22 protein-coding genes are annotated in these 24,684 nt (G+C 31.2%); 2 read left to right on the top strand and 20 right to left on the bottom strand.

Annotation, left to right across the window (positions count from 1 at the left end; translation table 11 throughout):
- Window positions 1–76 precede the first annotated feature (76 nt).
- The 7 genes from tsf to gmk form a co-directional block, all read right to left on the bottom strand.
- Window positions 77–745, bottom strand: a complete 669-nt coding sequence (tsf, locus tag BQ7474_RS04210; protein WP_073997738.1) for a translation elongation factor Ts — start codon at window positions 743–745, stop codon at window positions 77–79.
- A gap of 10 nt (window positions 746–755) precedes the next feature.
- Window positions 756–1,559, bottom strand: coding sequence for a 30S ribosomal protein S2 (gene rpsB, locus BQ7474_RS04205; protein WP_073998791.1), 804 nt, complete (start codon window positions 1,557–1,559; stop codon window positions 756–758).
- 139 nt (window positions 1,560–1,698) lie between these two features.
- Window positions 1,699–3,015: a signal recognition particle-docking protein FtsY gene (gene ftsY / locus BQ7474_RS04200; RefSeq protein ID WP_073997737.1), complete on the bottom strand. Its 1,317-nt coding sequence runs from the start codon at window positions 3,013–3,015 to the stop codon at window positions 1,699–1,701.
- 9 nt (window positions 3,016–3,024) lie between these two features.
- Entirely contained in the window at window positions 3,025–5,379 is a 2,355-nt protein-coding gene (gene priA / locus BQ7474_RS04195) for a primosomal protein N' (RefSeq protein ID WP_328585407.1), read from the bottom strand.
- Between the two features lie 19 nt (window positions 5,380–5,398).
- Window positions 5,399–6,571: a bifunctional phosphopantothenoylcysteine decarboxylase/phosphopantothenate--cysteine ligase CoaBC gene (gene coaBC, locus BQ7474_RS04190; protein ID WP_073997735.1), complete on the bottom strand. Its 1,173-nt coding sequence runs from the start codon at window positions 6,569–6,571 to the stop codon at window positions 5,399–5,401.
- Complete coding sequence (gene rpoZ, locus BQ7474_RS04185) at window positions 6,568–6,753, bottom strand: DNA-directed RNA polymerase subunit omega (protein ID WP_073997734.1); 186 nt, start codon at window positions 6,751–6,753, stop codon at window positions 6,568–6,570. The genes coaBC and rpoZ overlap by 4 nt, the downstream gene beginning before the upstream one ends.
- A complete protein-coding gene (gmk, locus tag BQ7474_RS04180; protein ID WP_073997733.1) occupies window positions 6,746–7,354 on the bottom strand; it encodes a guanylate kinase in 609 nt (202 codons plus the stop codon). Before gmk ends, rpoZ begins: the two co-directional genes overlap by 8 nt.
- Window positions 7,355–7,439: 85 nt before the next feature.
- Here gmk and BQ7474_RS04175 point away from each other — a divergent pair, with 85 nt between their 5' ends.
- A complete protein-coding gene (locus BQ7474_RS04175) occupies window positions 7,440–9,176 on the top strand; it encodes an Rqc2 family fibronectin-binding protein (RefSeq protein WP_073997732.1) in 1,737 nt (578 codons plus the stop codon).
- 45 nt (window positions 9,177–9,221) lie between these two features.
- On the opposite strand, the gene BQ7474_RS04170 is transcribed toward BQ7474_RS04175, so the two are convergent.
- From BQ7474_RS04170 to rpiB, 9 genes are all read right to left on the bottom strand, one after another.
- On the bottom strand, window positions 9,222–9,497 hold the full coding sequence (locus BQ7474_RS04170; RefSeq protein WP_044566195.1) for an HU family DNA-binding protein: 276 nt from the start codon (window positions 9,495–9,497) through the stop codon (window positions 9,222–9,224).
- A gap of 85 nt (window positions 9,498–9,582) precedes the next feature.
- A complete protein-coding gene (locus tag BQ7474_RS04165) occupies window positions 9,583–10,500 on the bottom strand; it encodes a SurA N-terminal domain-containing protein (protein ID WP_073997731.1) in 918 nt (305 codons plus the stop codon).
- Complete coding sequence (locus tag BQ7474_RS04160; RefSeq protein WP_073997730.1) at window positions 10,463–11,548, bottom strand: peptidylprolyl isomerase; 1,086 nt, start codon at window positions 11,546–11,548, stop codon at window positions 10,463–10,465. The genes BQ7474_RS04165 and BQ7474_RS04160 overlap by 38 nt, the downstream gene beginning before the upstream one ends.
- Window positions 11,532–15,020, bottom strand: coding sequence for a transcription-repair coupling factor (mfd, locus tag BQ7474_RS04155; RefSeq protein ID WP_073997729.1), 3,489 nt, complete (start codon window positions 15,018–15,020; stop codon window positions 11,532–11,534). The genes BQ7474_RS04160 and mfd overlap by 17 nt, the downstream gene beginning before the upstream one ends.
- A 2-nt stretch (window positions 15,021–15,022) precedes the next feature.
- Window positions 15,023–15,601, bottom strand: a complete 579-nt coding sequence (pth, locus tag BQ7474_RS04150) for an aminoacyl-tRNA hydrolase (RefSeq protein WP_073997728.1) — start codon at window positions 15,599–15,601, stop codon at window positions 15,023–15,025.
- On the bottom strand, window positions 15,602–16,588 hold the full coding sequence (locus tag BQ7474_RS04145) for a ribose-phosphate diphosphokinase (RefSeq protein ID WP_044566189.1): 987 nt from the start codon (window positions 16,586–16,588) through the stop codon (window positions 15,602–15,604).
- A complete protein-coding gene (gene glmU / locus BQ7474_RS04140) occupies window positions 16,588–17,979 on the bottom strand; it encodes a bifunctional UDP-N-acetylglucosamine diphosphorylase/glucosamine-1-phosphate N-acetyltransferase GlmU (protein WP_073997727.1) in 1,392 nt (463 codons plus the stop codon). Before glmU ends, BQ7474_RS04145 begins: the two co-directional genes overlap by 1 nt.
- Before the next feature lie 8 nt (window positions 17,980–17,987).
- Window positions 17,988–18,701 (bottom strand): purine-nucleoside phosphorylase, encoded by a 714-nt coding sequence (deoD, locus tag BQ7474_RS04135; protein ID WP_073997726.1) that lies wholly within the window; start codon window positions 18,699–18,701, stop codon window positions 17,988–17,990.
- A gap of 67 nt (window positions 18,702–18,768) precedes the next feature.
- Window positions 18,769–19,212, bottom strand: coding sequence for a ribose 5-phosphate isomerase B (gene rpiB / locus BQ7474_RS04130; RefSeq protein WP_073997725.1), 444 nt, complete (start codon window positions 19,210–19,212; stop codon window positions 18,769–18,771).
- Window positions 19,213–19,333: 121 nt separating this feature from the next.
- Here rpiB and murC point away from each other — a divergent pair, with 121 nt between their 5' ends.
- Window positions 19,334–20,737 carry a UDP-N-acetylmuramate--L-alanine ligase gene (gene murC / locus BQ7474_RS04125; RefSeq protein ID WP_073997724.1) on the top strand — a complete coding sequence of 468 codons (1,404 nt, stop codon included), beginning with the start codon at window positions 19,334–19,336 and terminating at the stop codon, window positions 20,735–20,737.
- A gap of 46 nt (window positions 20,738–20,783) precedes the next feature.
- Here the strand turns inward: murC and BQ7474_RS04120 are convergent, their stop codons facing one another.
- The 4 genes from BQ7474_RS04120 to BQ7474_RS04105 are packed head-to-tail and all read right to left on the bottom strand — an operon-like array spanning window position 20,784 to window position 24,678.
- Window positions 20,784–21,137, bottom strand: coding sequence for a type II toxin-antitoxin system PemK/MazF family toxin (locus BQ7474_RS04120; RefSeq protein ID WP_073997723.1), 354 nt, complete (start codon window positions 21,135–21,137; stop codon window positions 20,784–20,786).
- Window positions 21,127–22,239 carry an alanine racemase gene (gene alr, locus BQ7474_RS04115; protein ID WP_073997722.1) on the bottom strand — a complete coding sequence of 371 codons (1,113 nt, stop codon included), beginning with the start codon at window positions 22,237–22,239 and terminating at the stop codon, window positions 21,127–21,129. The genes BQ7474_RS04120 and alr overlap by 11 nt, the downstream gene beginning before the upstream one ends.
- The gene (locus tag BQ7474_RS04110; RefSeq protein ID WP_073997721.1) at window positions 22,223–23,419 is read right to left on the bottom strand and encodes an NAD(P)H-hydrate dehydratase; all 1,197 of its coding nucleotides are present in this window, start codon (window positions 23,417–23,419) and stop codon (window positions 22,223–22,225) included. Before BQ7474_RS04110 ends, alr begins: the two co-directional genes overlap by 17 nt.
- Window positions 23,416–24,678, bottom strand: coding sequence for an amidohydrolase (locus BQ7474_RS04105; protein WP_073997720.1), 1,263 nt, complete (start codon window positions 24,676–24,678; stop codon window positions 23,416–23,418). The genes BQ7474_RS04110 and BQ7474_RS04105 overlap by 4 nt, the downstream gene beginning before the upstream one ends.
- Between the last annotated feature and the right edge of the window lie 6 nt (window positions 24,679–24,684).

The following is a 24,684-nucleotide window of genomic DNA, read 5'->3' as shown; positions in this document are numbered from 1 at the left end:
TTTATATAACTTTAGCTTTTATTTAAAAAGTGTCACCTATAATAAATATAGGTGACACTTTAGTAATTTTAAATTATTATGCGTTCATTTGTGAAGCTACTTCAGCTGCAAAATCTTCTTCTTTCTTTTCAAGACCTTCGCCTACTTCAAATCTAGCGAATCTTCTAATTTTAATGTTTTCACCAACCTTGCTAGCTGTATCCCTTAGATATTGTTCAACTGTTTGGTCAGGATTTTTAATATAAGCTTGGTCTAATAGGCAAACTTCTGAGAAGTATTTTTTAAGTCTTCCTTCAACCTTTTTCTCAGCAATCATTTTCTTTTTATCTTCTGGCATATTTTCATTTGCTTCGTTGATTGCTTGGTTTGTAAGGATTTCTCTTTGTTCAGCTATATCTTTTTCATCAGCATCTTCCTCAGAAATATAAAGTGGATTTGATGCTGCAATGTGCATTGCTATGTCACGAGCAAAGTCCTTTACAGTATCAGTATTAGCAGAGAAATCAGTTTCTGTGTTAATTTCTACAATAACACCAATTTTATTGTTGTGAATGTATGAACCAATAACACCTTCAGCTGCAATACGTCCAGCTTTTTTATCAAGTGTAGCTTGTCCTTTTTCCTTTAATAGTTTAACTGCTGCGTCGATATCACCATCTGTCTCTTGTAGAGCTTTTTTGCAGTCCATCATTCCAGCGCCAGTCATTTCTCTTAATTCTTTTACTAAGCTTGCACTTATAGCCATCTTATACTCCTTAATTTTCTTCGTTTTCTTCTTCGTCTTCGTCAACAACTTCTAAATCTTCATCAGAATTTTCTTCTGTTAAATCATCATCTTCTTGGTCTTCAAAATCTTCTTCTTTTGGAGCAAATTCACTTCCTTGGTTTGCTTCGATAACTGCATCTGCCATTACTGATGTGATAAGTTTTACAGCACGGATTGCATCATCGTTACCAGGGATAGCTAGATCAACTTCATCTGGGTCACAGTTTGTATCAACAATTGCTACAACTGGGATACCAAGAATTCTTGCTTCATGAACAGCTATTGATTCTTCACCTGGGTCAACTACAAATAGAACATCTGGTAGTTTTGTCATTTCTTTGATACCACCAAGGTTCTTTTCTAGTTTATCCATTTCTTTTTGGTATTGTAGTACTTCTTTTTTTGGTAGAAGATCAAATGTTCCATCTTCTTCCATTTGTTCATATCTTTTTAGTTTGTCAATGCTTTTTCTAATAGTTTTAAAGTTGGTTAACATACCACCTAACCATCTGTTAGATACGTAAAATTGACCAGATCTTTTTGCTTCTTGTTCGATAGAATCTTGTGCTTGTTTTTTTGTTCCTACAAATAAGACATTTCCACCATCAGCAACAATATCTCTAATCATTGCATATGCTTCGTCAAGTTGAGTAGATGTCTTTTGTAAATCTACTATATAGATTCCATTTCTTTCTGTGAAGATGAATCTAGACATTTTTGGATTCCATCTTCTAGTTTGGTGTCCAAAGTGTACACCAGCTTCTAGTAATTTTTTCATTGAAACTACTGCCATATATTTTCCTCCGTTTTCTTCTTCCATTCCCTTCTTATAGATACTTAACCATTATCTGGCAACGAAGCACCTATCCAGGAATGTGTATATTTTTGTAGTACTGTTATATTCTACTATAGACTTGTTAAAATTTCAATAGTTAAAATAGAGCATCAACAAAAGTTTTTGAATCAAATTTCTCTAAATTATCAATACCCTCACCAAGACCTATATATTTAACTGGTACATTGAGTTCATACTGTAATGGGAATATTATTCCACCTTTTGCAGTTCCATCTAGCTTAGTCAATATTAGTCCAGTGATATCTGTAACATTTTTAAATTCTCTAAGTTGGCTAACAGCATTTTGTCCAGTTGTGGCATCTAAAACAAGGATGTTATCCCTAGTTGCTTTTCCGGCGTGGCTATCAATTGTTTTATTGATTTTCTCCAGCTCTTTCATCAAGTTTTTCTTGTTGTGAAGTCTACCAGCGGTGTCACAAATCAATACATCAACATTTTTATTTTTTGCTGATTGAATAGCGTCAAATATAACTGCTGATGGATCTGACCCTTCCTTGTGGGCTATCATTTCTACATCCGCCCTATCTGCCCACTCTCCAAGTTGTTCGATAGCAGCTGCTCTAAAAGTATCGGCAGCAGCTAACATAACAGTCTTGCCTTCGTTTTTAAGATTGTAAGCAAGTTTACCAATTGTTGTTGTCTTACCAACACCATTTACTCCTATAACTAAAATTATAGCAAGGTCATTATCATTTATGTTTAAATCATTGTTTAGATTATCTCTATCCAAATGTCTTACCATTATTTCTTCAAGAAGTGGATATATTTGGTCTGAATCTTTGATCTTTCTTTCTTTTATCTCATAGCGAAGACTATCAACTATAGCAAGAGTTGTATCCATACCTATATCAGCAGAGATAAGTATTTCTTCTAATTCTTCAAACAATTCATCGTCAATCTTTACATTTGCAGTAAATAGATTTTTAACTTGAGATGAAAATTGGTCGCGAGTTTTAACTAATCCATTTCTAATACGGTCAAAAAATCCTACTTTTTTAACTTCGTCATCACTATTTTCTAAATTTTGATCTGTTTCATTAAATTCATCTTCTGATGATGCATAAGTTCCTTCATCATTTGATAAATCTTCTTCGTCCATTTTTACAAATTTATTCTCTATATGATTTTTACTGTCGTATTCGCGAATACTATCTTCATCAATTGACTTACTAGTATCTTCATTATCTATAGTTTTTTCTACTTCATTTGATATAGAGCCCGATTCAAAGACTAATCTATCTTTGTCTCCAATATTATTTTGCTTATCCTCAATTTTGGAATCATCATCTAGAACATTTTCTTCAATTTCATCTTCAAAAGCTAAATTTTCACTTTCTTTTTTTATCTCCTCAGTCTTCTCTTTATCCTTTTTTCTTCTAAAAAAATCAAACATATACACTCCTTAATTAATAATGCTAGGGTTTAGGGCTGGGATAAAACTAGTATCCTTATATTTTTTTATAAATGTATTTCTTAACTGATTAATTGTATCAATAGTAATTTTAAGATCACCATCAAAAGCTTTTATAATGATATTATACCTATGTTTATTATTAATTCTTGAAATTTTACAAGGGTTAGGTCCTATTACTTCAATAGATTCCTTAGAAAATAATTTCTTTTTTAAGCATTCAACAAATTCTTTAGAAATATTAGCACACATAGTTCTAGAAATGTTTATTATTTTTACGGTAATTATATTTTTGAAAGGTGGATATGAAAAAGCTTCTCTTTCAATAATCTCATTTTTATAAAAACTTTCATAATCATTATTTCTTACTGCTTGTATTACAAAGTTATCTGGCCTGTATGTTTGAATTATGACTCTTCCGTCCTTTTTGTCTCTACCTGCCCTTCCAGCAACCTGAGTTAATAGTTGAAAGGTATTTTCTTGAGCCTTAAAATCCCCAACATTTAAAGACAAGTCTGCAGATATTATGCCAACTAACGTAACATTTTTAAAGTCCAACCCTTTTGCTATCATCTGAGTTCCAAGCAGTATATCAATCTGATTATTTTTCATAGCTGTATACATCTTATCATAAGAATTCTTCTGATTTGCAACCATACTATCCATCCTAAGAACTCTTGCTTGTGGAAATAACTCTCTTACTTCCTCCTCTAGCTTTTCTGTTCCTGCACCAAATTCTTTAATCTTTTTGGAATGACACACAGGACAAACCTTAGGTTGATTTGCAGTTCGTCCGCAATAGTGACAAACTAACTTATCAACCCTTTTATGATAAGTCATAGCCACATCACAGGCTTCACATTTTACAACATAACCACATGATCTACAAAACGTAAAAGAATCGTGTCCTATTTTATTTAAGAATAAGATGGTTTGTTCTCTGTTTTTTAAGTTTTTCTCAATCTCTTCTCTAAGCCTCATGCTAATAATTGAGTAATTTGACTTTTTTAATTCTTCTTTTAAATCTACTATTTCTATTGTCGGTGGCTTCTTGTTAACTCTGTTTTTTAGGTGTATAAGCTTGTATGTGCCTTCGCTCACCTTATTCATTGTTTTTATGGACGGTGTTGCCGTTGCTAATATAAGATTACAGTTATTGTATGAAGACCTAAACCTTGCTATCTCATCTGTGTGATATTTGGGGTCTTTAGATGATATGTAGGATTGATCATGTTCTTCATCGATTATTATTACACCTAGATTTTTAAAAGGCGCAAATATTGCAGATCTTGCCCCAATTGCTATTTTAACCTCTCCATTATTAATCATTCTCCATTGGTTAAATCTTTCCTTAGGGGTTAATCTAGAGTGTATAATCGCAATTTTTTCATCAAATCTACCTTTAAATCTTTCAATAGTTTGGGGAGTAAGCGATATTTCTGGAACCAAAATAATAGCTTCCTTTCCATCTTTTATCACTTTCTCTACAACTTGTAGAAAAATTTCTGTCTTACCAGATCCTGTAACCCCATACAACAAAAAGTCAGACGATGGGTTAGCAATTATATCGTTATAAGCTCTTTCTTGTTCTTCATTTAGATTGAATTTATCATATTTTTTATAATTTTTAGTAAGTTCTTTTTTTGACTCTATATAATAATATTCGACAATATTTTTTTCTACTAATGAATTTATACTAGATTTACTAGACTTAGTTTGCATTAATATTTCTTTAACGCTGGATGGTCCATTTTCTTTCAAATATTTTACTATTTCTTTTTGCTTAATTGCATTACCACTGACTTTTGCATTTGAATTGTCTACTAGCTTAGCATACTGATCATATGATATCTTTTGAGTTTTTTTAATATCATAAGAAACTAGAATCTTCTCATCATCAAGTAAAGATATAATATCATCTTTTGCATCTCCAAATTCCTCTATTATATCTTCCATAGTTCTTGGTTTTTTTAAAAATTCTGTAAATTCACCAATATCCTCACCATTTGATTGATAAAAGGTCATAATATTCTTTATTTCAGTTGGTGGCATCACCTGACTTAAAGAAGCTTGTATGGGTGACATATATTTTTGGGACATAAAGAAAGCCAAATCAATAAGCTCTTTTGATATAAGAGGTTTTTGGTCAATAATTTCTAATATATCTTTAGTCTCAAAATCTAGATTTACATCTTCTAAAATTTCATAAACAAAAGCAACGCTAGTTTTATTTCCCTTACCAAAGGGAACTAAAACTCTCATTGCTATGTCAATTTTTTTATTAAATTTTTCTGGAATACGATAGGTAAAGGGTCTATTTAAAAATCTACTCTTACTATCGATTATAACTTTAGCGTAAATAATCTCACCTTACTAAATCTAATATTTTATTTGCTAATTCAACCTTTGTCATTATATCAAGATTTATGACATTTTCTTTTGAAATAATACTTGCGATATTGGTATCGGTGTTAAAACCTGCACCTTCTTTTTTCAAATCATTAGCGATAATATAATCAGCATTTTTGGAAATTAGTTTTTTATTTGCATTATCGATCAAATCATCAGTTTCAGCGGCAAATCCAATAATTGTTTGATTTGTTTTCACTAATCCAAAATGTTTAAGAATATCAGTATTTTCGATAAATTCTATATCTAAATTGGATCCTGATTTTTTGATCTTTTTATCACTAACTTCACTTGCCCTATAATCTACAGGCGCTGCAGCCATTATTAGCGCATCTGCATCATCGAATTTTTTTTCTATAGCTTCTTTTAACTGATCATTAGTTTTTATTTCGATACGATTAACGCCACTTATATCAAAAGGTTTAACAGGTCCAGATATAAGTGTTACATTAGCTCCTCTTTTTTTAGCCTCGTTTGCTATATTGTAGCCCATTTTTCCTGACGAATGATTGGTAATATATCTTACAAAATCTATAGGCTCTATGGTTGGTCCTGCAGTAACTATAATATTTTTGCCAAGTAAATCTTTCTTTGTAAAGTAGTCTTCCAAGTATTCTACAATTTGTTCAGGTTCTTCCATTCTACCATCACCGATTGTATCACAAGCAAGGATTCCTGATTCTGGAGCTATGATCTTAACGCCATATGATTTTAAAGTATCAATATTTTTTTGAGTAGCAGGATTGTGTAACATTTGGGTGTTCATAGATGGAGCTATTATAACATCCTTAGCACAAGCCAAATAAGCGGCTGTTAGGAAATTATCTGAAATTCCATTTGCCATTTTACCAATAGTTGAAGCTGAAGCTGGTGCTATAAGCATAAGATCAGCCCATTTTGGTAGGTCAATATGATGAACTATATCATGGTGACCTTCCCACATATCTGAGTAAACTTCTGACCTAGCCATGGTTTCAAAAGCTAAGGGTCTTACAAATTCTGTCGCACTAGGAGTCATAATCACCTTTATGTTGGCACCTTTTTTTATTAGTCTTGAACACAGCTCAAGATCTTTATAGCAAGCTATGCCTCCAGTAACTCCAAGTAAAATATTTTTCCCTTTAATCATTTCTTACAAACTTTACCTTCAACTACTTCGTTTAGGGCTTGTGTTACAGGTTTTGCCTCAAGTTTTTTAGTTAGTGGAGCAGAACCACTAACAATTCTTCTTGCCCTTTTTGATACCATCATACAGATGTCGTATCTACTTGGGCTTATTTCTGATAGCTTCTTAAAAGACGGATTATTCATCTAAAATCTCCTTTATATCAAAATCTTCTTCTCTAAATACTTTATGCTTTTCAGCATTAATTATCTCATTTACTGAGTTAATTGCTGAATTAATGTGGTCATTTATTACAAGGTAATCATAGTACTTGATATACTCTAACTCTTTTCTAGCATTTTTCATTCTAACATTGATATCTTGTTCCGTTTCTGTACCTCGACCTACTATTCTATTTTTCAGTTCTGATAGGCTCGGCGGAGCTAAAAAAATGAAAACAGCATTATCAGTGTTTTTCTTGACATTTACTGCCCCTTGGACATCTATTTCAAGAACTACGATTTTGCCTTCATTGATTTTTCTATCTACGAATTCTTTTGGAGTTCCGTAATAATTATTATGTACCTCGGCATATTCAAGAAATTCATCTTCATCAATCATTTGCTTAAATTCTTCATGAGTCTTATAAAAATAACTTACTCCTTCAATCTCTCCATCTCTCTTATTTCTTGTCGTTGCTGAAACTGAATAAACAAGATTCTTTTGTGTATTCATAAGATCGTGAAGGACAGTACCTTTTCCAACTCCTGAAGGACCAGATACTACTAGTAAAAAACCTTTCTTCATTACGCCTCCTTATTATAATTATTTTACTTTTAGCCTTTCTTATTACAAGTTAGAAAATAAAGTATAATAACAAGGAGGTGAAGAAATGAGTTATGACGGAATAGTTACTAGAAAAATAGTAAATGAACTAAAAGAAAAACTTTTAGGAGGTAAGATTCAGAAAATAACCCAACCTTCTAAAAATGACATAGTATTTAATGTTTATTCAATGGGTAAGGCTTATAAATTGTTGCTTAGTGCAAATAACAATGAAGCTAGAATCCATTTAACAAATAAGAAATATGAAAACCCAGACGTACCACCGAATTTTACAATGGTACTTAGAAAACATATAAACCAAGGTAAGATTGTTGATATCAAACAAAAAGGCTTGGACAGAGTAGTTATCTTCTCTATTAGTTCAATTGATGAAATGGGTTTTGATACATCCAAAAAATTAATTGTTGAAATTATGGGCAAACACTCAAATATTATTCTAACGGACGATGACTATAGGATAATTGATTCAATAAAAAGAGTTAATCTTTCTATGAGCCAGGTCAGACAATTATTGCCAGGTTTGAAATATGAATTCATAGAAGATAGCAAACACGATATTAGTTTAGAAGATTATGATATTAAAACTTTAGATCAAAGACTAGCAGATACTGCAGTTCCCTATAAGATCTTCTATCAAAATTATCAGGGATTCTCCCCTATTATAGGAGAAGAATTAATCTATAGGACTGGTATAGACCCAAAAATTAAATGGGCTTTAGTAAGTGAGGATGAGAAAGATAGACTAAACGACTTATTATATGACTTAAAAGATAGAATTATAAATGATAATCTAGAATCCTACTCTTACGAAGAAGACGGAAAAGTCAAAGAATTTCATACAATAAAATTAAGCCATCTTGCCTACCAAGAAATCCAATATGATCTGATGAGTGAAGCCATAGAGCATTTTTATGAATATAACAAAACCAACGATAGGTTAAATCAACTCAAAACAGACTATATTAGAAAAGTCGATTCTCATATAAAACAAACTGAAAAGAAAATCGACATACTAAATACTAATATATTAAATGAAGGAAAACTCGCTGATTTAAGAAAAAATGGAGATCTATTATCTGCAAATGTTCATAGAATTAAAAAAGGTGATAAGGAAATAGTCGTATCAGATTTCTACGATGCTAATAAAGAAGTCGCAATCAAAATAGATCCGCTCAAAACTCCTTGGGAAAATGCTGAAAGCTTCTATAACAGAGCTAAAAAGATTAAAAATTCAGTTGAATATGCCAAAAAGGATTTACCTAAGCAAATAAGTCATTTAGAGTATCTACGACAGCTAAAATACTTTATATCAAGAACTAAGAGTATTGAAGATATAAATGATCTTAAAGAAGAAATGATAGAAAATGCTTTGATAAAAAAGTCTAATAAGAAAAAAATCAAAAATACAAAATCCAAACCATACCATTATAAGACTAACAATGGATCAGATATCTATGTAGGAAAAAATTCTAAACAAAATGATTACATTACACTGAAACTAGCAAATAAAAATGATCTTTGGTTCCACGTAAAAGATGTTCCTGGTAGCCATGTAATATTAAGATCAGATAATATAAATCAAGAAGATATAGAAATTGCTTCATATCTTGCCGCTATAAACTCATCAATCTCAAATGATAATAAAATAGATATAGATTATACTGAAAAGAAAAATGTCAACAAAGCCAAAGGAGCTGCTCCTGGCATGGTATATTATGAAGATTTTAAAACCATTACTGTCGATTCAAATCTTAATATAGAAGATAGATATAAAGAAATATAAAAAACCGGACCTTTATTTCAAGTTCCGGTTTGTTTTTTTATATTTTTAGTTTACAGCTTCTTTTAATGTTTTACCTGCTTTGAAAACTGGTGCTTTAGAAGCTGGAATTTTAATAACTTCGTCAGGTTTTCTTGGGTTTCTACCTTCACGAGCTTTTCTATCTCTTGTTTCGAATGTTCCAAATCCAACTAACTGTACTTTTTCACCACTTGCTAATGTTTCAGTAATTGTTTCTATCAATGCGTTTAAAGCTTTTTCAGATTCACTTTTTTTAAGTCCACTTTTTTCTGAAATGCTTACTAATAATTCTGATTTATTCATATTTCCTCCTATAAATCAAATATATGATTCTGTTTAACTCTATACTTGATTATACAAAACAATTTGTCTTTTTTCAAGACTTATATTAGACAAAAAGCCTAATTTTAGTCTTTTTCGTCAAATTATTTAGATATTTTTCGTAACTTTCTTTCAAATATATTTCCTTAAGCTTGATTAATAATTCATTCTCGTTTTCATTGTAAGAATTAATCATCAAAATCATAAACTTATCATCAAATTCAAAGACATCACTTAGCTCATCTTTTTTGCTAACATTTGCTTTTTCTATTTTTGGATCATCTATATATACAAAATCCGATCTTATAACATCATAATTTTTTATAGGATTTTTGACATATTGGTAAAAATCATCAGATGATTTAATATTTTCTCTAAACCTTTTTGCTTCATTCTCATTGTCAAAAACTAGGACATCATACTTGTACATCCTGTGGTATTTTTCGTTTTTTTTGTAGTAATCCAAAATTTCACTATCTTTTATTTTGTTATGGTTTATGAAATAATCATAGTGTTGCTTTCTGATTGCATCTCTATACAAAACATCACTAAAGTCATTTTCACTTAAGTCAATGGCAGTAATATTAGCTTTTAAGGAATCTTTCCCACCTAGCTGATCTTCCAAGTCATTTCTTAATTCTGCTGCCTTTGAATCATCTACTTTAATATTGTTTGCCTTTAGGTCATTTAGCATAAGTTGATCTTTAATCAAAGAATCAGTCAATTCTTCTTGTAAAATATCATTATTGGTCTTACCCTTAGTTATTTCAATATCCAAATAATCTTCACCGTATTTTTTGCTATAAAACTTTTGATAATATTCAAGTTCTTTAGTAAATAATTCCTGACTAATAGGAACATCACCAACCACGGCTATACTATTTTTATATTCCTTTTTATTATTACAAGAGCTTAGGCTTATTATTACAAGTAAAGCTAATAATAGCTTAGTTGTTTTTGTCTTCTTTATCTTTGTCTGCTTCATCAGATTCTTCAGTTTCTGCTTTTTCTTTAGAATCAGCATTTTCTTCTGTTTCAACTTCTGTTGTTGATTCTTTTTCTTCACTGTCAGCATTCTCTTCTTCCGTGCTGTTAGAATCTTCAGTAACTACATCTGCTCCATCTCTTAATTCTTGTAGGTAATTTTTGTATTTTTCGTTAGCTAATAAAGTCTTGATTTCCTCTTTTGAATCTTCTGCAGATTCTTTAATATCATTAACTTTTATGATATGCCAACCAAATTGAGTTTGAACTGGATCACTTATTTCGTCCTTTTTCATTGCAAAAGCTTTTTCTTCAAATTCTTTTACCATTTGTCCTTTTGCAAATTCTCCTAAATCTCCACCCTTGTCCTTGTTGGCAGTATCTTTAGAGTATTCGCTAGCTAATTTTGCAAAATCTTCTCCAGCGTCTAATTTTTGTTTTACTTCTTTAGCAGTTTCTTCATCTTCTACTAAGATGTGAGATGCATCAACTTTCTTAAATTGATCTTTATTTTCTTCATAGTATTTATTGATTTCATCTTCAGTTACCTCATGATTTTTGTCAAACCATTCTTTGTGTTTTTTATACATCAAATCTTTCTTGATGGTTTCCTTGAACATTTCTACATCCATGTTGTAATCATCCAACATCTTATCGAATGTTTCTTTGCCACCAAGTCTATCAACTTGTTGTAAAAATGCATCTGAAACTTCTTTATCATCTACTTTTAAATCATTTTTTGCAGAATCATCAGCAATAAGTTTATCCTGTACCATCATTTGGATAACTGAATTTTTAAGTTGTTGTTGGCTTGCAAGAGTTGCTCCATAGAAGGAAATTTCTTTTTTATAGTCATCCTTACTCAACTTTTCTCCATTTACCATGGCAACTGTTTTATCATCTAATTGTGAGTTAGACTCTTTTGTTGCTTTTTCTGTTGATTCTACTTTTGCTTCTTCTTTTGTATTTGCATCTTGATTGTTATTGCAAGCTGCTAAAAACATTGAACTTGTTAATAAAAGTGCTACTAATTTACTTGTTTTTTTCATCATTACTCCTTATGTTATCAATAACTTCTAAAAGATTATAGGTATCAATTAATTTTGTTTTTGAAATTGGAATCTTAAAAGATGGTCTATTTGATAAATCCATCTGCATATCACCTTTAAAAGATGCGCTAATTTCCTTTAGTTCTTCAAAAGAAAAATCTTCTCTATTTTCAAAATATAAATTAACAAAACCTTTCAATTCTCTTATTTCCTTAAAGCCTATTTTTTCAGCTAGAGATTTAATAAGAGATACATACATTATATTATCCACCATTATTGGGATATCGCCATAAATATCTATCAAATCTTCGACCAAAATATTATAGTCATCACTATCACTAATTCTTGCAATCCTTGTATACATTTCAATTTTTTGAGCTCCATCACTTATATATGAGTTTGGAATATAAGCATCGACCTTAATATCTATATACACATCAGATTTCTTTTTGATATCTATTTCTTTACCCGAAGCTTTTTCTACTGCTTCTTGTAAGAACTTGACATAGAGATCATAACCAACTGCTTCAACATGGCCGCTTTGGCTTTCACCTAGTAGATTTCCAGCTCCTCTTAGTTCTAAGTCTTTCATTGCAATTTTGTAACCACTACCAAAATCAGAAAAGTCTCTAATTGATTTGAGCCTCTTTTCACTTATTTCAGATAAGACTTTGCCTCTCCTATATGTAAAATAAGCATAGGAAGACCTATTACCTCTACCTATCCTACCCTTTAGCTGGTAAAGTTGGGAAAGACCCATCATATCCGAATCATATACTATGAGTGTATTTACATTTGATATGTCCATACCAGTTTCTATTATGGTTGTGGAAAGCAAAATATCAATATCACCAATTACAAAATCACTCATTATATTTTCGATTTGTTTAGGAGTTAATTTGCCATGAATTATCTCTATCCTTGCATTTGGAACTAGCTCAGCTAGGTGATTGTACAATAAAGTTATATTATGGACTCTGTTATATACAAAGTAGACTTGACCATTTCTGTTTAATTCTTTTTCTATGGCAGATTTTATAATATTTTCATCGTATTCAATGACATAGGTATTAACAGGAAGTCTTTCCTCAGGTGGTTCATCAAGTGTTGATAGGTCTCTTATACCAGCTAATGACATTTGTAAGGTTCTAGGTATTGGTGTTGCTGATAGAGTAAGAACATCTAAGTTAGTCTTTAGTCCCTTTAATTTCTCCTTATCTTTAACACCAAACCTTTGCTCCTCATCAATTATTAATAAACCTAATTTTTTGAATGAAACATCTTTTGATAAAATTCTATGAGTACCTATTACAAAGTCTACTTTACCATTTTTTAAGTCCTTAACCGTCTGATCTTGTTCTTTCTTGCTATTAAATCTAGACAATAATCTTATATCCATGGGAAAATCTTTGAATCTATCCTTAGCTGTTTCATAATGTTGACTGGCAAGAATTGTGGTTGGTACTAGAAAAGCTACTTGATAACCGTCTACAATAGATTTAAATGCTGCTCTTAAGGCAACTTCTGTTTTACCATATCCAACATCTCCTGTCAAAAGCCTATCCATAGGCTTATCAGTTTCCATATCATCTTTTATCTCACGGATACTTCGTATTTGACTATAAGTTTCTTCGTAAGGAAAAGATTGCTCAAACTCATTTTGCCATGGTGTATCTGAACCAAAGGCATGTCCACTAATTTTTGATCTTTTCGCATAGAGTTTTACCAAGTCGTCAGCAATTTCATCTACAGCCTTTTTGGCTCTTTGCTTAGCCTTAGTCCAAGTAGGCGAGCCGAGTGTGGATAGTCTAGGTTTTTCTCCCTTATTACCAATATATTTTGAAACAAGATTCATCTGATCAATTGGGACATATACCTTATCATTGCCCTTATAATTTATGACAATAAAATCCTTTTGAATATTGTTAACTTCAATTTTTTCAAGGCCACTATATATACCAATACCATTATTCTCGTGTACAACATAATCTCCAATATCTAAATCAGAATAGTTTATGATATCTGATGAAGATAATTTATTTTTAATTTTCTTATGAGATTTATTCTTGCCATGACCATATAACTCTTTTTGAGTAAAAACATAGAGATTTTCACTTGGTATATAATAACCTTCTTTGGCAAAAACATCTGATATAGTAACTTGGCTAGTGTCTTTGTAGCTAGCATTACTATAGTTATTATAGCTAAATACATCATAAAGCTTTTCTTTATTATCCTCATTTGAAGTAAGAACATACACTTTAGCTTTACTTTCTAGATTTTGTGCAAATTCAACAAAAACATCTAAGTTTTTATTAAAATTTTCTGCTTCCATAGTCTTTAAATCCACTAAAAGTCTTGGATTAAAAAGCTTGGATCTTTTTAATAAAGATGTGAGGTTAACTATAGAAAAATCTTCTATTTTTTTGTATATATCATCACTTGCTATCAGCAAATCTTTAAAACTATTAAATACCTCACCCCTATCCCTTTGGTAGGTAATATCTTCTATAAAACTATCTACATTGCTTTCTTCTGCCAAAGCTATCCTTGAAATATCATCAAATACAAAAACTGTATCTTCTGCTAAGTAATCTGTAAATACTTCATAGTTCTTTTTTCTATAAGGATTTATCAAGTCCCAATTTGAAACATATCGACTATTTGTAAGATAATCTATTATTTGATTGTATTTATCAACTAACTTCTGATCATTACTATCAACTTTGCCTATTTTGCTAATTTCTTTTTTGATCTCAACTATTGCGCTATCAAAATCATCTTCATCATAAATAAGCTCATTTAAGGGTGAAATCGTAACTTTATCAATATTTTCAATAGTTCTTTGATTTTTTTCATCAAAAATTCTTATTGAATCAATCTCGTCGTCAAACAATTCCAGACGTATTGGATGGTCATAATCAACTGGCCAAAAATCTATTATAGATCCACGTCTAGAAAATTCACCCTTGTTTTCAACTAAAGATGTAATTGTAAAGTTTAAATCAGATAAAGTCTTTATTAGCTTAAAATCATCAATCACATCCTCGCTTGTTATATTAACAAAGCTCTCATTAAATTTGTGTAAAGGCGTCAATTTATTTTTTATAGCATCAATAGTGGTAACTGTAATGAATTTTTGTTTTTTTGCCTGTTTTATCAAAATTTGCATGCGATCTGAGGTAATTTCATCATCAATCGACTTTATATTATAAAAGTTAATATCATAAGATGGATAATAAAGACCTATATCTTCCATGCTATTGATGTCATCTAAATATTCTTTTGCTCTTTTTTCATTTTCGGCTATTAAAATAATATTCTTACCTAAACTTTTAAAAAGAGATAAAACCAAATGTGCTTTTATCCCTTCTGTAAGTCCATGAATATATATTGGAGAGCTATTAACAATATTTTCATTTACATTTTTAATTTGATCTAAATTAATTAATCTATTTATTAATGGATTCATTACTACTCTTCCAACAAGTTTATAGAATTAAACTTGTTCATTGCTTTATCAATTCCACTTTCAAGCAATGTTTCAATAGATTGAGAAGCTAGCTTTATTTCTTCTCTTATTATCTCGACTTCCTTTTCGCTAAAACCACTTAATACAAAGTTAGCAAGGTCCATATAATCTGGTTTTTTGCCTACTGCAACTTTTATCCTTGGAAAAGTATCATATTGCAGTTGATAAATGATTGACTTCATTCCATTGTGAGTTCCAGCTGAACCCTTTTGTTTAATCCTTATTTTTCCAAAATCAATATCTATATCATCTACAATAACAATTAGCTTATCTTCCTCAAATTTATAAAAATTTCTAAAATCCCTTACTGCTTCACCTGAATTGTTCATATAAGTTTGTGGCTTTATGAGCATGACTTTTTGGCCAGAAATTTCTCCCTGGCCATATAAGGCTTTAAATTTTGATTTTTTAACGTCAATGTTGTGTTTATTGGCAAGGTAATCAATAGTTAAAAATCCAACATTATGCCTGGTATTTTCGTATTGCCTACCTGGATTGCCAAGTCCTACTATAAAATACATTTATTCTCCATCATCAAAAAGACCACTTATTGATTCATAGGTATTGATTCTATGAATTGCTTCGGCAAGTAATGGTCCAACTTCCAATTGCTTTATCTTATCAAGTTGTTTTTCTTTTGGAAGTTCGATTGTATTTGTTATAATAACTTCTTTTACACTAGAATCAGAAAGTCTTTCAATTGCTTTTCCTGACAATACACCATGAGTTGCAGCTATATATACGTCTTTTGCTCCATTTTCAATCAAATAGTTTGCTGCATTTGTAATGGTTCCTGCTGTATCAACCATGTCATCTACTAGAATTGCATGTTTGCCTTTGAAATCGCCTATAACACTCATTACCTCAGATACATTTGGCATTGGACGTCTTTTTTCAATAATAGCTATTGGAAGTTTTAAATAATCTGAAAATTCACGAGCCCTTCTTACTCCACCCAAGTCAGGGCTTACTACAACAAAGTCATCTGGTTTATCAAAAGCCATGTCTGTAAAGTAGCTTGATAGAAGTCTTATAGCTGAAAAGTGGTCTACTGGTATATCAAAATAACCTTGAATTTGTCCAGCATGCAAGTCCATTGTGATAATTCTATCAACTCCAGCTATTGTCAATAGATTAGCAACAAGTTTTGCAGTTATTGGTTCACGACCTCTAGTTTTTCTGTCTTGTCTAGCATATCCATAATATGGAATTATTGCATTGATATAGCCTGCTGAAGCTCTTCTACAAGCATCTACCATAATTAGTAGTTCCATAAGATTATCATTAGTTGGATAAGATGTAGGTTGAACAATATATACATCTTTTCCCCTAATAGATTCGTTGATTTTGATTTTTATTTCACCATCACTAAACTTTTCAATCTCGGATTCTCCAAGCTCAACTCCTAAAGCTTTAGCTATAGATGCAGAAAGCTTATGATTGGCATTTCCGCTTAGTAGTTTTAGTTCTCCTCTTTGGATAAATGATTGTGAATTTTTAGATGACATTATTTCTCCTTTGATTTTTCTATATCTCTTTTACGTTTTTTATAAGTGTAACCAGCAATATTTTTTTGCTCAGCCCTCTCTATTGATAACATACCCTCATTAACATCTTTTGTAATTGTTGAACCAGCTGCTATATAGGCATCTTTCTTTATATTAACGGGAGCTACTATGTTTGAATTTGATCCTATGAAGGCATCATCTTCAACTATTGATCTATGTTTAAATTTCCCATCATAATTTACGAAAATAACCCCACATCCTATATTGATGCCACTACCTAAGTCGCTATCTCCAATGTAAGCTAAGTGACCAGCTTTTGTATTGTCTCCAACATTTGAGTTTTTAACCTCTACAAAGTTACCAATGTGAACATTCTTGCCCAGATTAGCTTTTGGTCTTAAGTGAGAGTAAGGTCCTATATCTGTTCCTTCGGCAACACTTGAAGATTCTATCACTGAATTGTCAATTTTTACATCACTACTGATTTTGGAATCTTCAATCCTTGTTGATCCTTCTATTATACAGTTTTCTCCAATAACTGTTTGACCCAATAATTTTACTGGACCAGAGATTACGGTATCCTGGCCAATTTTTACTAACGGATCTATGATAACCATATCTGGATTTTCTATTATAACTCCATTTAGCATATGGTTGTCATTTACTCGTTTTTGTAAAATTTTACTTGCCTCTGCTAGCTCTTTTTTATTGTTTATTCCATAAAATTCGCTAGGATCATGGGCTGTAAAGGCCATAACTTTTTCACCTTGATTGTATAAAATATCTATGCAATCGGTCAAATAAAGTTCATTCTGCTCATTGTTTGTTTCCAAGCATGTTACTGATTTTTTAAAGCATTTACCATTAAAAGCATATATTCCTGTATTTATCTCATCAATAGAATTCTGGGATAAATCAAGATCTTTATGCTCAACTATGCCAATAAATTCTCCTTTTTCATCTCTTATTATGCGCCCATATCCTATAGGATTAATAACTCTAGTAGATAATACAGAAGCGCAAGAATTTGATGAAATGTGATTGTCTACAAATTCTTTGATGGAAGCTTTTGTAATTAGTGGTATATCCCCATTTAAAACTAAAACCGTATCCTCATCTTCAATATTATTTATTGCAAGAGAGGCAGCATAGCCAGTTCCATAAGGATAAGATTCCCCTATTTTTTGTTCAATAATAATTTCATCTGTAAAAATTTCTTCTAAGTCGTTTTTATTTTTGCCAGCAATGATAATAGTTTGAGATTCGTCTAATTTTGAAGATTCTACTACATATTTTATCATTTCTCTATTGAGTAATTTGTGTAATACTTTAGATTTGTGGGACTTCATCCTAGTCCCTTCACCTGCTGCTAATATTATTGTTTTTATCATAAATTTTCCTAAGCGATTTCTAATGCTAACTTCATCATATCTGTATATGATTTCTCTCTGTTTTCTGCACTATCAGCTACATTTTCAACTAGTGAATCACTAATAGTAAATATACCTAGTGCCTTCTTACCATATTTTCTTGCAGTCATATATAGACCATATGACTCCATTTCAACGCATAAAACCCCGTATTTTTTTAGATTTTCAAAAACACCTTCAGGTAATTCACTATAGAATTGATCCGAACTATGAACCTGTCCACAGTGTGTTGTGTAATTTAAATCTACTGACTTATTATAAGCTTCTAGCATTAAGTCAAAATCTGGGGTTGGTGAAAAGTTTATATTTGCAAATAGATTATCATTTATTGAGCTTTCTGAACAAGCGCTTGTAGCAATTACTATATCATGTAGTTTTATATTTTCTTGCATTGAACCAGCTGTGCCAATTCTAATAATTGTATCAACATCATATCCACCAAATAATTCATTATAATAAATCATTGATGATGGAATTCCCATTCCAGAACCCATTACAGAAACTCTCTTTCCTCCATAATATCCAGTAAAACCAAGCATTCCACGAGTATTATTAAATTGAGTTACATTTTCCAAGAAGTTTTCTGCAATATATTTTGCCCTAAGAGGATCTCCGGGCATTAATACAGTGCTCGCTATCTCATCTGGACTTTTTGCCGAAATATGTGGTGTAGGTATATTCATTTAAGTCTCCTTTTTAAAACTTCATTAATTATATGATATCATTTTTAACTAATTTTTTAAATACAACTTAATTATTAGATTCTAAATTAGTAATTTTGTCAACTCTTTTCTGGTGGCGTCCACCTTCAAAATCTGTCTTAGCAAATTCTTCTATTATCATTTTTGCTGTTTCACTGCCTATAACTCTAGCTCCTATGCAAAGACAGTTTGCGTTGTTATGTGCTCTACTCATTCTTGCAGAATAAGTTTCGGAGACTGCAGCAGCTCTAATACCAGATATTTTGTTTGCTGATATGCTCATTCCTATGCCAGTACCACAAATAAGTATTGCAAAATCAGCTTCATTATCTAAAACTTTTTGACAAGCAAGGTTTGCATAATCCGGATAATCAACACTTTCTTTACCGGTAGTGCCAACGTGAATAACTTCATGTCCGAGCGACTCTAATGTTTCCTTTACTATTTCAACTAAATCTAGACCACCATGATCATTTCCAATTACATATTTCATTTAAGCCTCCGTCATAATTTTCTAATTTTATGTTAACACAGGTCAAAGTACTTTACAAGTAAATTAAAAAAGCATATGATATATGATATAAACCCATAAGATAAACTAATTAGGAGATATAATGTTTGAATTTAATTTAAATGAACATGATTTTAAAAAGGTTCATTTTATAGGAATAGGCGGTATTTCGATGAGCGGTATCGCTTCTTTGTTGTTAAATAAAGGATATGAAGTGTCTGGCTCTGACAGGTCACTTACAGAAATTACTAAGCATCTAAAAGATGAGGGTGCAGAAATTTATATAGGCCAGAGCAAGGATAATATAGATAATCCTGATTTAGTGATTTACACTGATGCTATTTTAGATGATAATGAGGAAATTATAGCAGCTAGAAAATTAGATATACCTGTTGTTAGTAGAGGAGTTTTTCTAGGTGCATTAATGAGAAACTACGAAAATTCAATTGCCGTTTCTGGTTCTCACGGCAAGTCTACAACAACTAGTATGATTTCAAAAATCTTGCTAAACTCCAAAGAGGATGCTACTATTCTTCTCGGTGGAGAACTAGATGAAATGAAAGGTAATGTACATGTAGGCGATCAAAAATATCTTGTTACAGAGGCTTGTGAATACAAAGGCAATATTAGATATTATTATCCTCAGACTGTAATTGTCTTAAATATAGACGAAGACCACCTAGATTATTATAAAAACTTAGATGATATAGTTGACACTTTTAAATATTACTTGCAAAATCAAGATGAAAATTCCAAAACAATTCTAAATTTAAATGAAGCTAACAATAGATTAATAATTGATTCTGTTAAGGGTGAGCTAATAACCTATGCTCAAGAAAATTATGATGCAGACTATGTGGCACATAATATTAAATTTGATGAAATTGGTAGGCCTAACTTTGATTTAAAGATGAAAAATGGCTTAGTTGAACATTTTGAACTTGGAGTTATTGGTAGACATAATATTAACAATGCCATGGCCGCTATTATTTCAACATATGAAAACGGCATAGATCTAGAAACTATAAAAGAAAATATCAAAGAATATTCTGGTTTGAAAAGAAGAATGGAAATAATAGGACACGTTAATACTGCAACTATTATGACTGATTACGGCCACCACCCATCAGAGATAGAAGTAACCTTAGAAGCTTTAAGAGAACATACAGAAGGTAAGTTAGTTTGTGTGTGGCAGCCACATACTTATAGTAGGACCAAAACATTGTTTAACGATTTTTTAAATTGTTTTGATGCTTGTGATGAAGTCATCATTACAGATATATATGCGGCTAGAGAAAAGTTTGACCCGACAATCCATTCTAAAGATGTGGTTGATGCCTTAGTAAAAAAAGGAATAAATGCTAAATATATTGGAACTTTTGAAAAAGCAAGAGATTATATATACGATATAGCTGGCGATATGGACGTAGTGCTTACTACAGGTTGTGGTAACCCCGATGTCCTAGCTCATATGATTGTAGATGATCAAGTAAAAATCGGTGCATAAAAATAAAGGTGTTGTTGCAGTTTATATATTTGCAACGGCACCTTTTTTAATAATCACTTATTATATCTAAGGATATAGCTATGGCTTCATTAATCTTTACCATGACATTGTTATCAAATGCACCTATTTTTTCGCGTAACCTTCTCTTATCTATTGTTCTTAATTGTTCAAGAAGAGCTACACTATTTTTTGGAAGACCAAATTCATTGCCCTTAATCTTCACATGAGTAGGAAGTTTTGCTTTATTTAGTTGACTAGTTATTGGAGCCACTATAATAGTTGGCGAATATTTATTGCCTACATCGTTTTGTACGACAATTACAGGCCTTACTCCCCCCTGCTCGCTGCCAACCACGGGAGATAAATCTGCATAGAATAAATCTCCTCTTTTAATTTTCATAGATTTCTCCTAAATAATTAATTATATCTATTATTTTACCATTTTTTATATAGACGCGTGGTATCCTCATACCTATATCTGTCAATAGTTCATATGTAATGGTATTGACTTTATTAGCTTCTTTATATATATCAGAATATATGATAACCTCATCATCAATATTTACATCAAGACCTGTAACATCAACCATGATTTGATCCATGCATACCCTACCTAGGATCTTACAAAGCTTACCCTTGATTAGAACTTCTCCTAGATTAGAAAACGCTCTTAAAAAACCATCAGCATATCCTATAGGAATGGTGGCGATTTTCATATTTTTTTCTGTTACATAAGTACGACCATATGAAATTGGGATTCCTTTTTCTACATTCTTTACAAAAGAAATATGTGTTTTCAATTCAAAAGACTGATATAATTTTACCTTATTTTTCATGTCGACAGATGGATATAATCCATATAAAGCCAAGCCTACTCTAATCATATTGCTTTGGCTTTTTACATTTATGGATCCAGCACTGTTTTCTATATGTATGTACTTAAAATTAAATTCACTACTAGTATTTCTTAAGATTTCTTGAAATCTTTCATTTTGTAAATTTGTAAATGTAGAGTCCGGTTCATCAGCTGTTGAATAATGGCTAAAAATACCTATAATATTTAAGTTATGTAGATTTTTCAAAACTAAAATATCGTCAGTCTGATTTTCTCTAAAACCCAATCGCCCGTGTCCACTATCAATAGCTATATGTACATTAACTTGATTATTTATATTATCATTGATCTTTTTAGCATATGAAAGGTCGTAGATTGGTATATCAACATCATATTTAATGCATTCATCAACCTCATTGTAGGCTACATAACCTAATAGCATGATTGGTTTTTTTATACCACTCTTTCTAAGGCAAATTGCCTCTTCCAACCTTGCTACTGCAAAGTAGTCAACTTTACCCTCAATTGATTGAGCTATAGGAACAAGACCTAGACCATATGCATTGGCTTTAAGTACTGCACAAAATAATTTATTGGGTTTTAATGCTCTTATATTATCTATATTTTTATCTATGTAATCTAAATTAACATTAAGATATGACTCCATATGAATTCCTTAATAATTTAAATGCATCTGCTAGGTGATTAATTACATCGCTTGCAATGATAGATTCTTCGCCTAGATCTTCAGCTGCTAAATCTCCAGCTAATGAATGGATATATACCCCCAAAAGGGCAGCATCATAGGCTTGTAGTCTTTTTAACAGCGAAGAGATTATACCAGTTAAAACATCTCCACTTCCAGCTGTTGCCATCCCAGGATTTCCTATTTTATTTATGTACAATCTATCACCATCAGTTATAATTGTTTCATTGCTTTTTAATACCAAAATGACATTATAAGTTTTTGCAAACTTTTTCGCTAAATTTATTTTATCTTTCTTGATATCATCAATAGAAAGTCCGATTAATCTAGAAAATTCACCTAAATGTGGTGTTAATATAATTTCTCTATTTACATTTAGTATAGTTAAATCATTACTAATAGCATTGATACCATCAGCATCAATGACAAGTTTCATTTTGGTATTTTTGATAATTTCATCAATTAATATATGTAAATCCTTAGCTTGACCCATACCTGGACCAATAGCTAGAACATCTAAATTTTTGCTAGCAGATATTATCTGAGCTTTTATGTTTTCTTTGTAGCAAAAACTATTGCAAGATATTTCTTTTATTATTTGTTCATTTGATTTAATAGCAAGAATATCTGCTATAGATTCTGGGGCAAGAATATAAGTAAGGCCTGCACCAGATCTTAGGGCTGCAAGGCTTGCCATATATATTGATCCTGCCATACCAGGGCTTCCGCCTAAAAATCCAATTTTACCATATGTTCCCTTGTGAGTATCCGAATTTCTTTTTGGTAAAATATTTTTAACTTCATCATCTACTAAGTGTAAACCATTATACGTAGTAGAGCAAACACTAATAGCATAAGATCCGTCATGGCTTATGGAAATATCTACCTTACTTTCTTGACCGTTGATATAGGCAACTGGCTTGTCGTTTTCATACTTAATTTCGATTTTTTTTCTTAATATATAGTATAGATTCAATCCACATGCCTTTATTATAGCCTCTTTTGCGGCATAAATACCGGCCAAAGATTCATTTGTATTTACTTTACTTGCTGCATGAGAAATTTCATTTTCGGTAAAAGTATTTAAAATGTTGGTTTTTTTTGAAAATTTTTCTATATTAACTAAATCTATGCCTATCATATTAATTCCCTTGATAGACTTTTTGCTTTTTCTTTTATCTGATCCTCATTTAAGTATATTAGTTTTCTATTATCTAAGACTAAATCCCCATCTATAAACACATATTTTATATCTTCTTCATAAGTTGAATAACAAATAGAGCTTAGTATATCATTGGATGGTAAATGATTTATGTTATCTAAATCCAACATTATAAGATCTGCTTTTTTGCCTTTTTCTATGCTAGCAATTTCATCTGAAAGACCCAAAGCTTTCGCACCATTAATAGTAGCCATCTTCAAAATATCAAATGCCTTTAAAGCATCTGGAGAATGGTACTTTGCGAGAAGTGCAGCCAATTCAATTTCTTTTAGCATTGATTGCTTATTGTTGCTTGCTGCTGAGTCTGTTCCTAAACATACATTTATTCCAGCACTCATCAGTCTCTTTACATCTAATATACCTGATGATAGCTTTAGATTACTTGATGGGTTATGCACTATAGAAATATTTTTTTCACTTAAAATTTTTATATCTTTATCGCTTAGATATACACCATGGGCTGCTATAGTCCTATTTTCGAATATCCCACATTCATCAAATACTTCTGTTGGACTTTGACCATATTTTTTCATGCACTGGTCATTTTCAAATTTAGTTTCTGATAGGTGAATATGTATAGGCATTTTATATCTTTTTGCATATTCTGCAATCTTTTTAAGATATTTCTTGTCAGTTGTATAGACAGCATGTGGACCTAAAGCGACCTCAATTCTACCTTCTTTGCCGTTAAAATTTTTATACAAATTGATATTTTCATTAATCCTAAAGTCACTAGAATCGGGTGAAGATAGGCCTCTTGAAATTTGAGCTCTTAATTTCCCTTTTTCCAAAGCCATTATAGTAGATTCTTCAAAAAAATACATATCAGCAAAACTTGTTGTTCCAGATTTTATCATCTCAGCGAAAGATAAAAGCGATGCATTGTATACAATATCTGTATTTAGATTCTCTTCGGCAGGAAATATATAATCATTTATCCATGTCATCAAATCAGTATCATTGCCATAATTTCTAAAGTAACTCATAGCAACATGGGTATGGCAGTTGATAAAGCCTGGCATGGTTAGAAAATTCGTACCATCAATGACTTTATCAGCTTTAAATTTTTCTAAAGATCCCACTTCTATTATTTTGTCATCTTCAATATAAATATCTCCCTTTATAATATCGGGACTAAGCATATCAAGGATTGATGTATTTTTGATAAGTGTTTTCATATTCCA

It is taken from the genome of Anaerococcus urinomassiliensis (genome assembly GCF_900128425.1).
GTDB lineage: Bacteria > Bacillota > Clostridia > Tissierellales > Peptoniphilaceae > Anaerococcus > Anaerococcus urinomassiliensis.
Note: the sequence above shows the minus strand (reverse complement) of the source record. Positions and strands in the feature narration are given on the sequence as shown.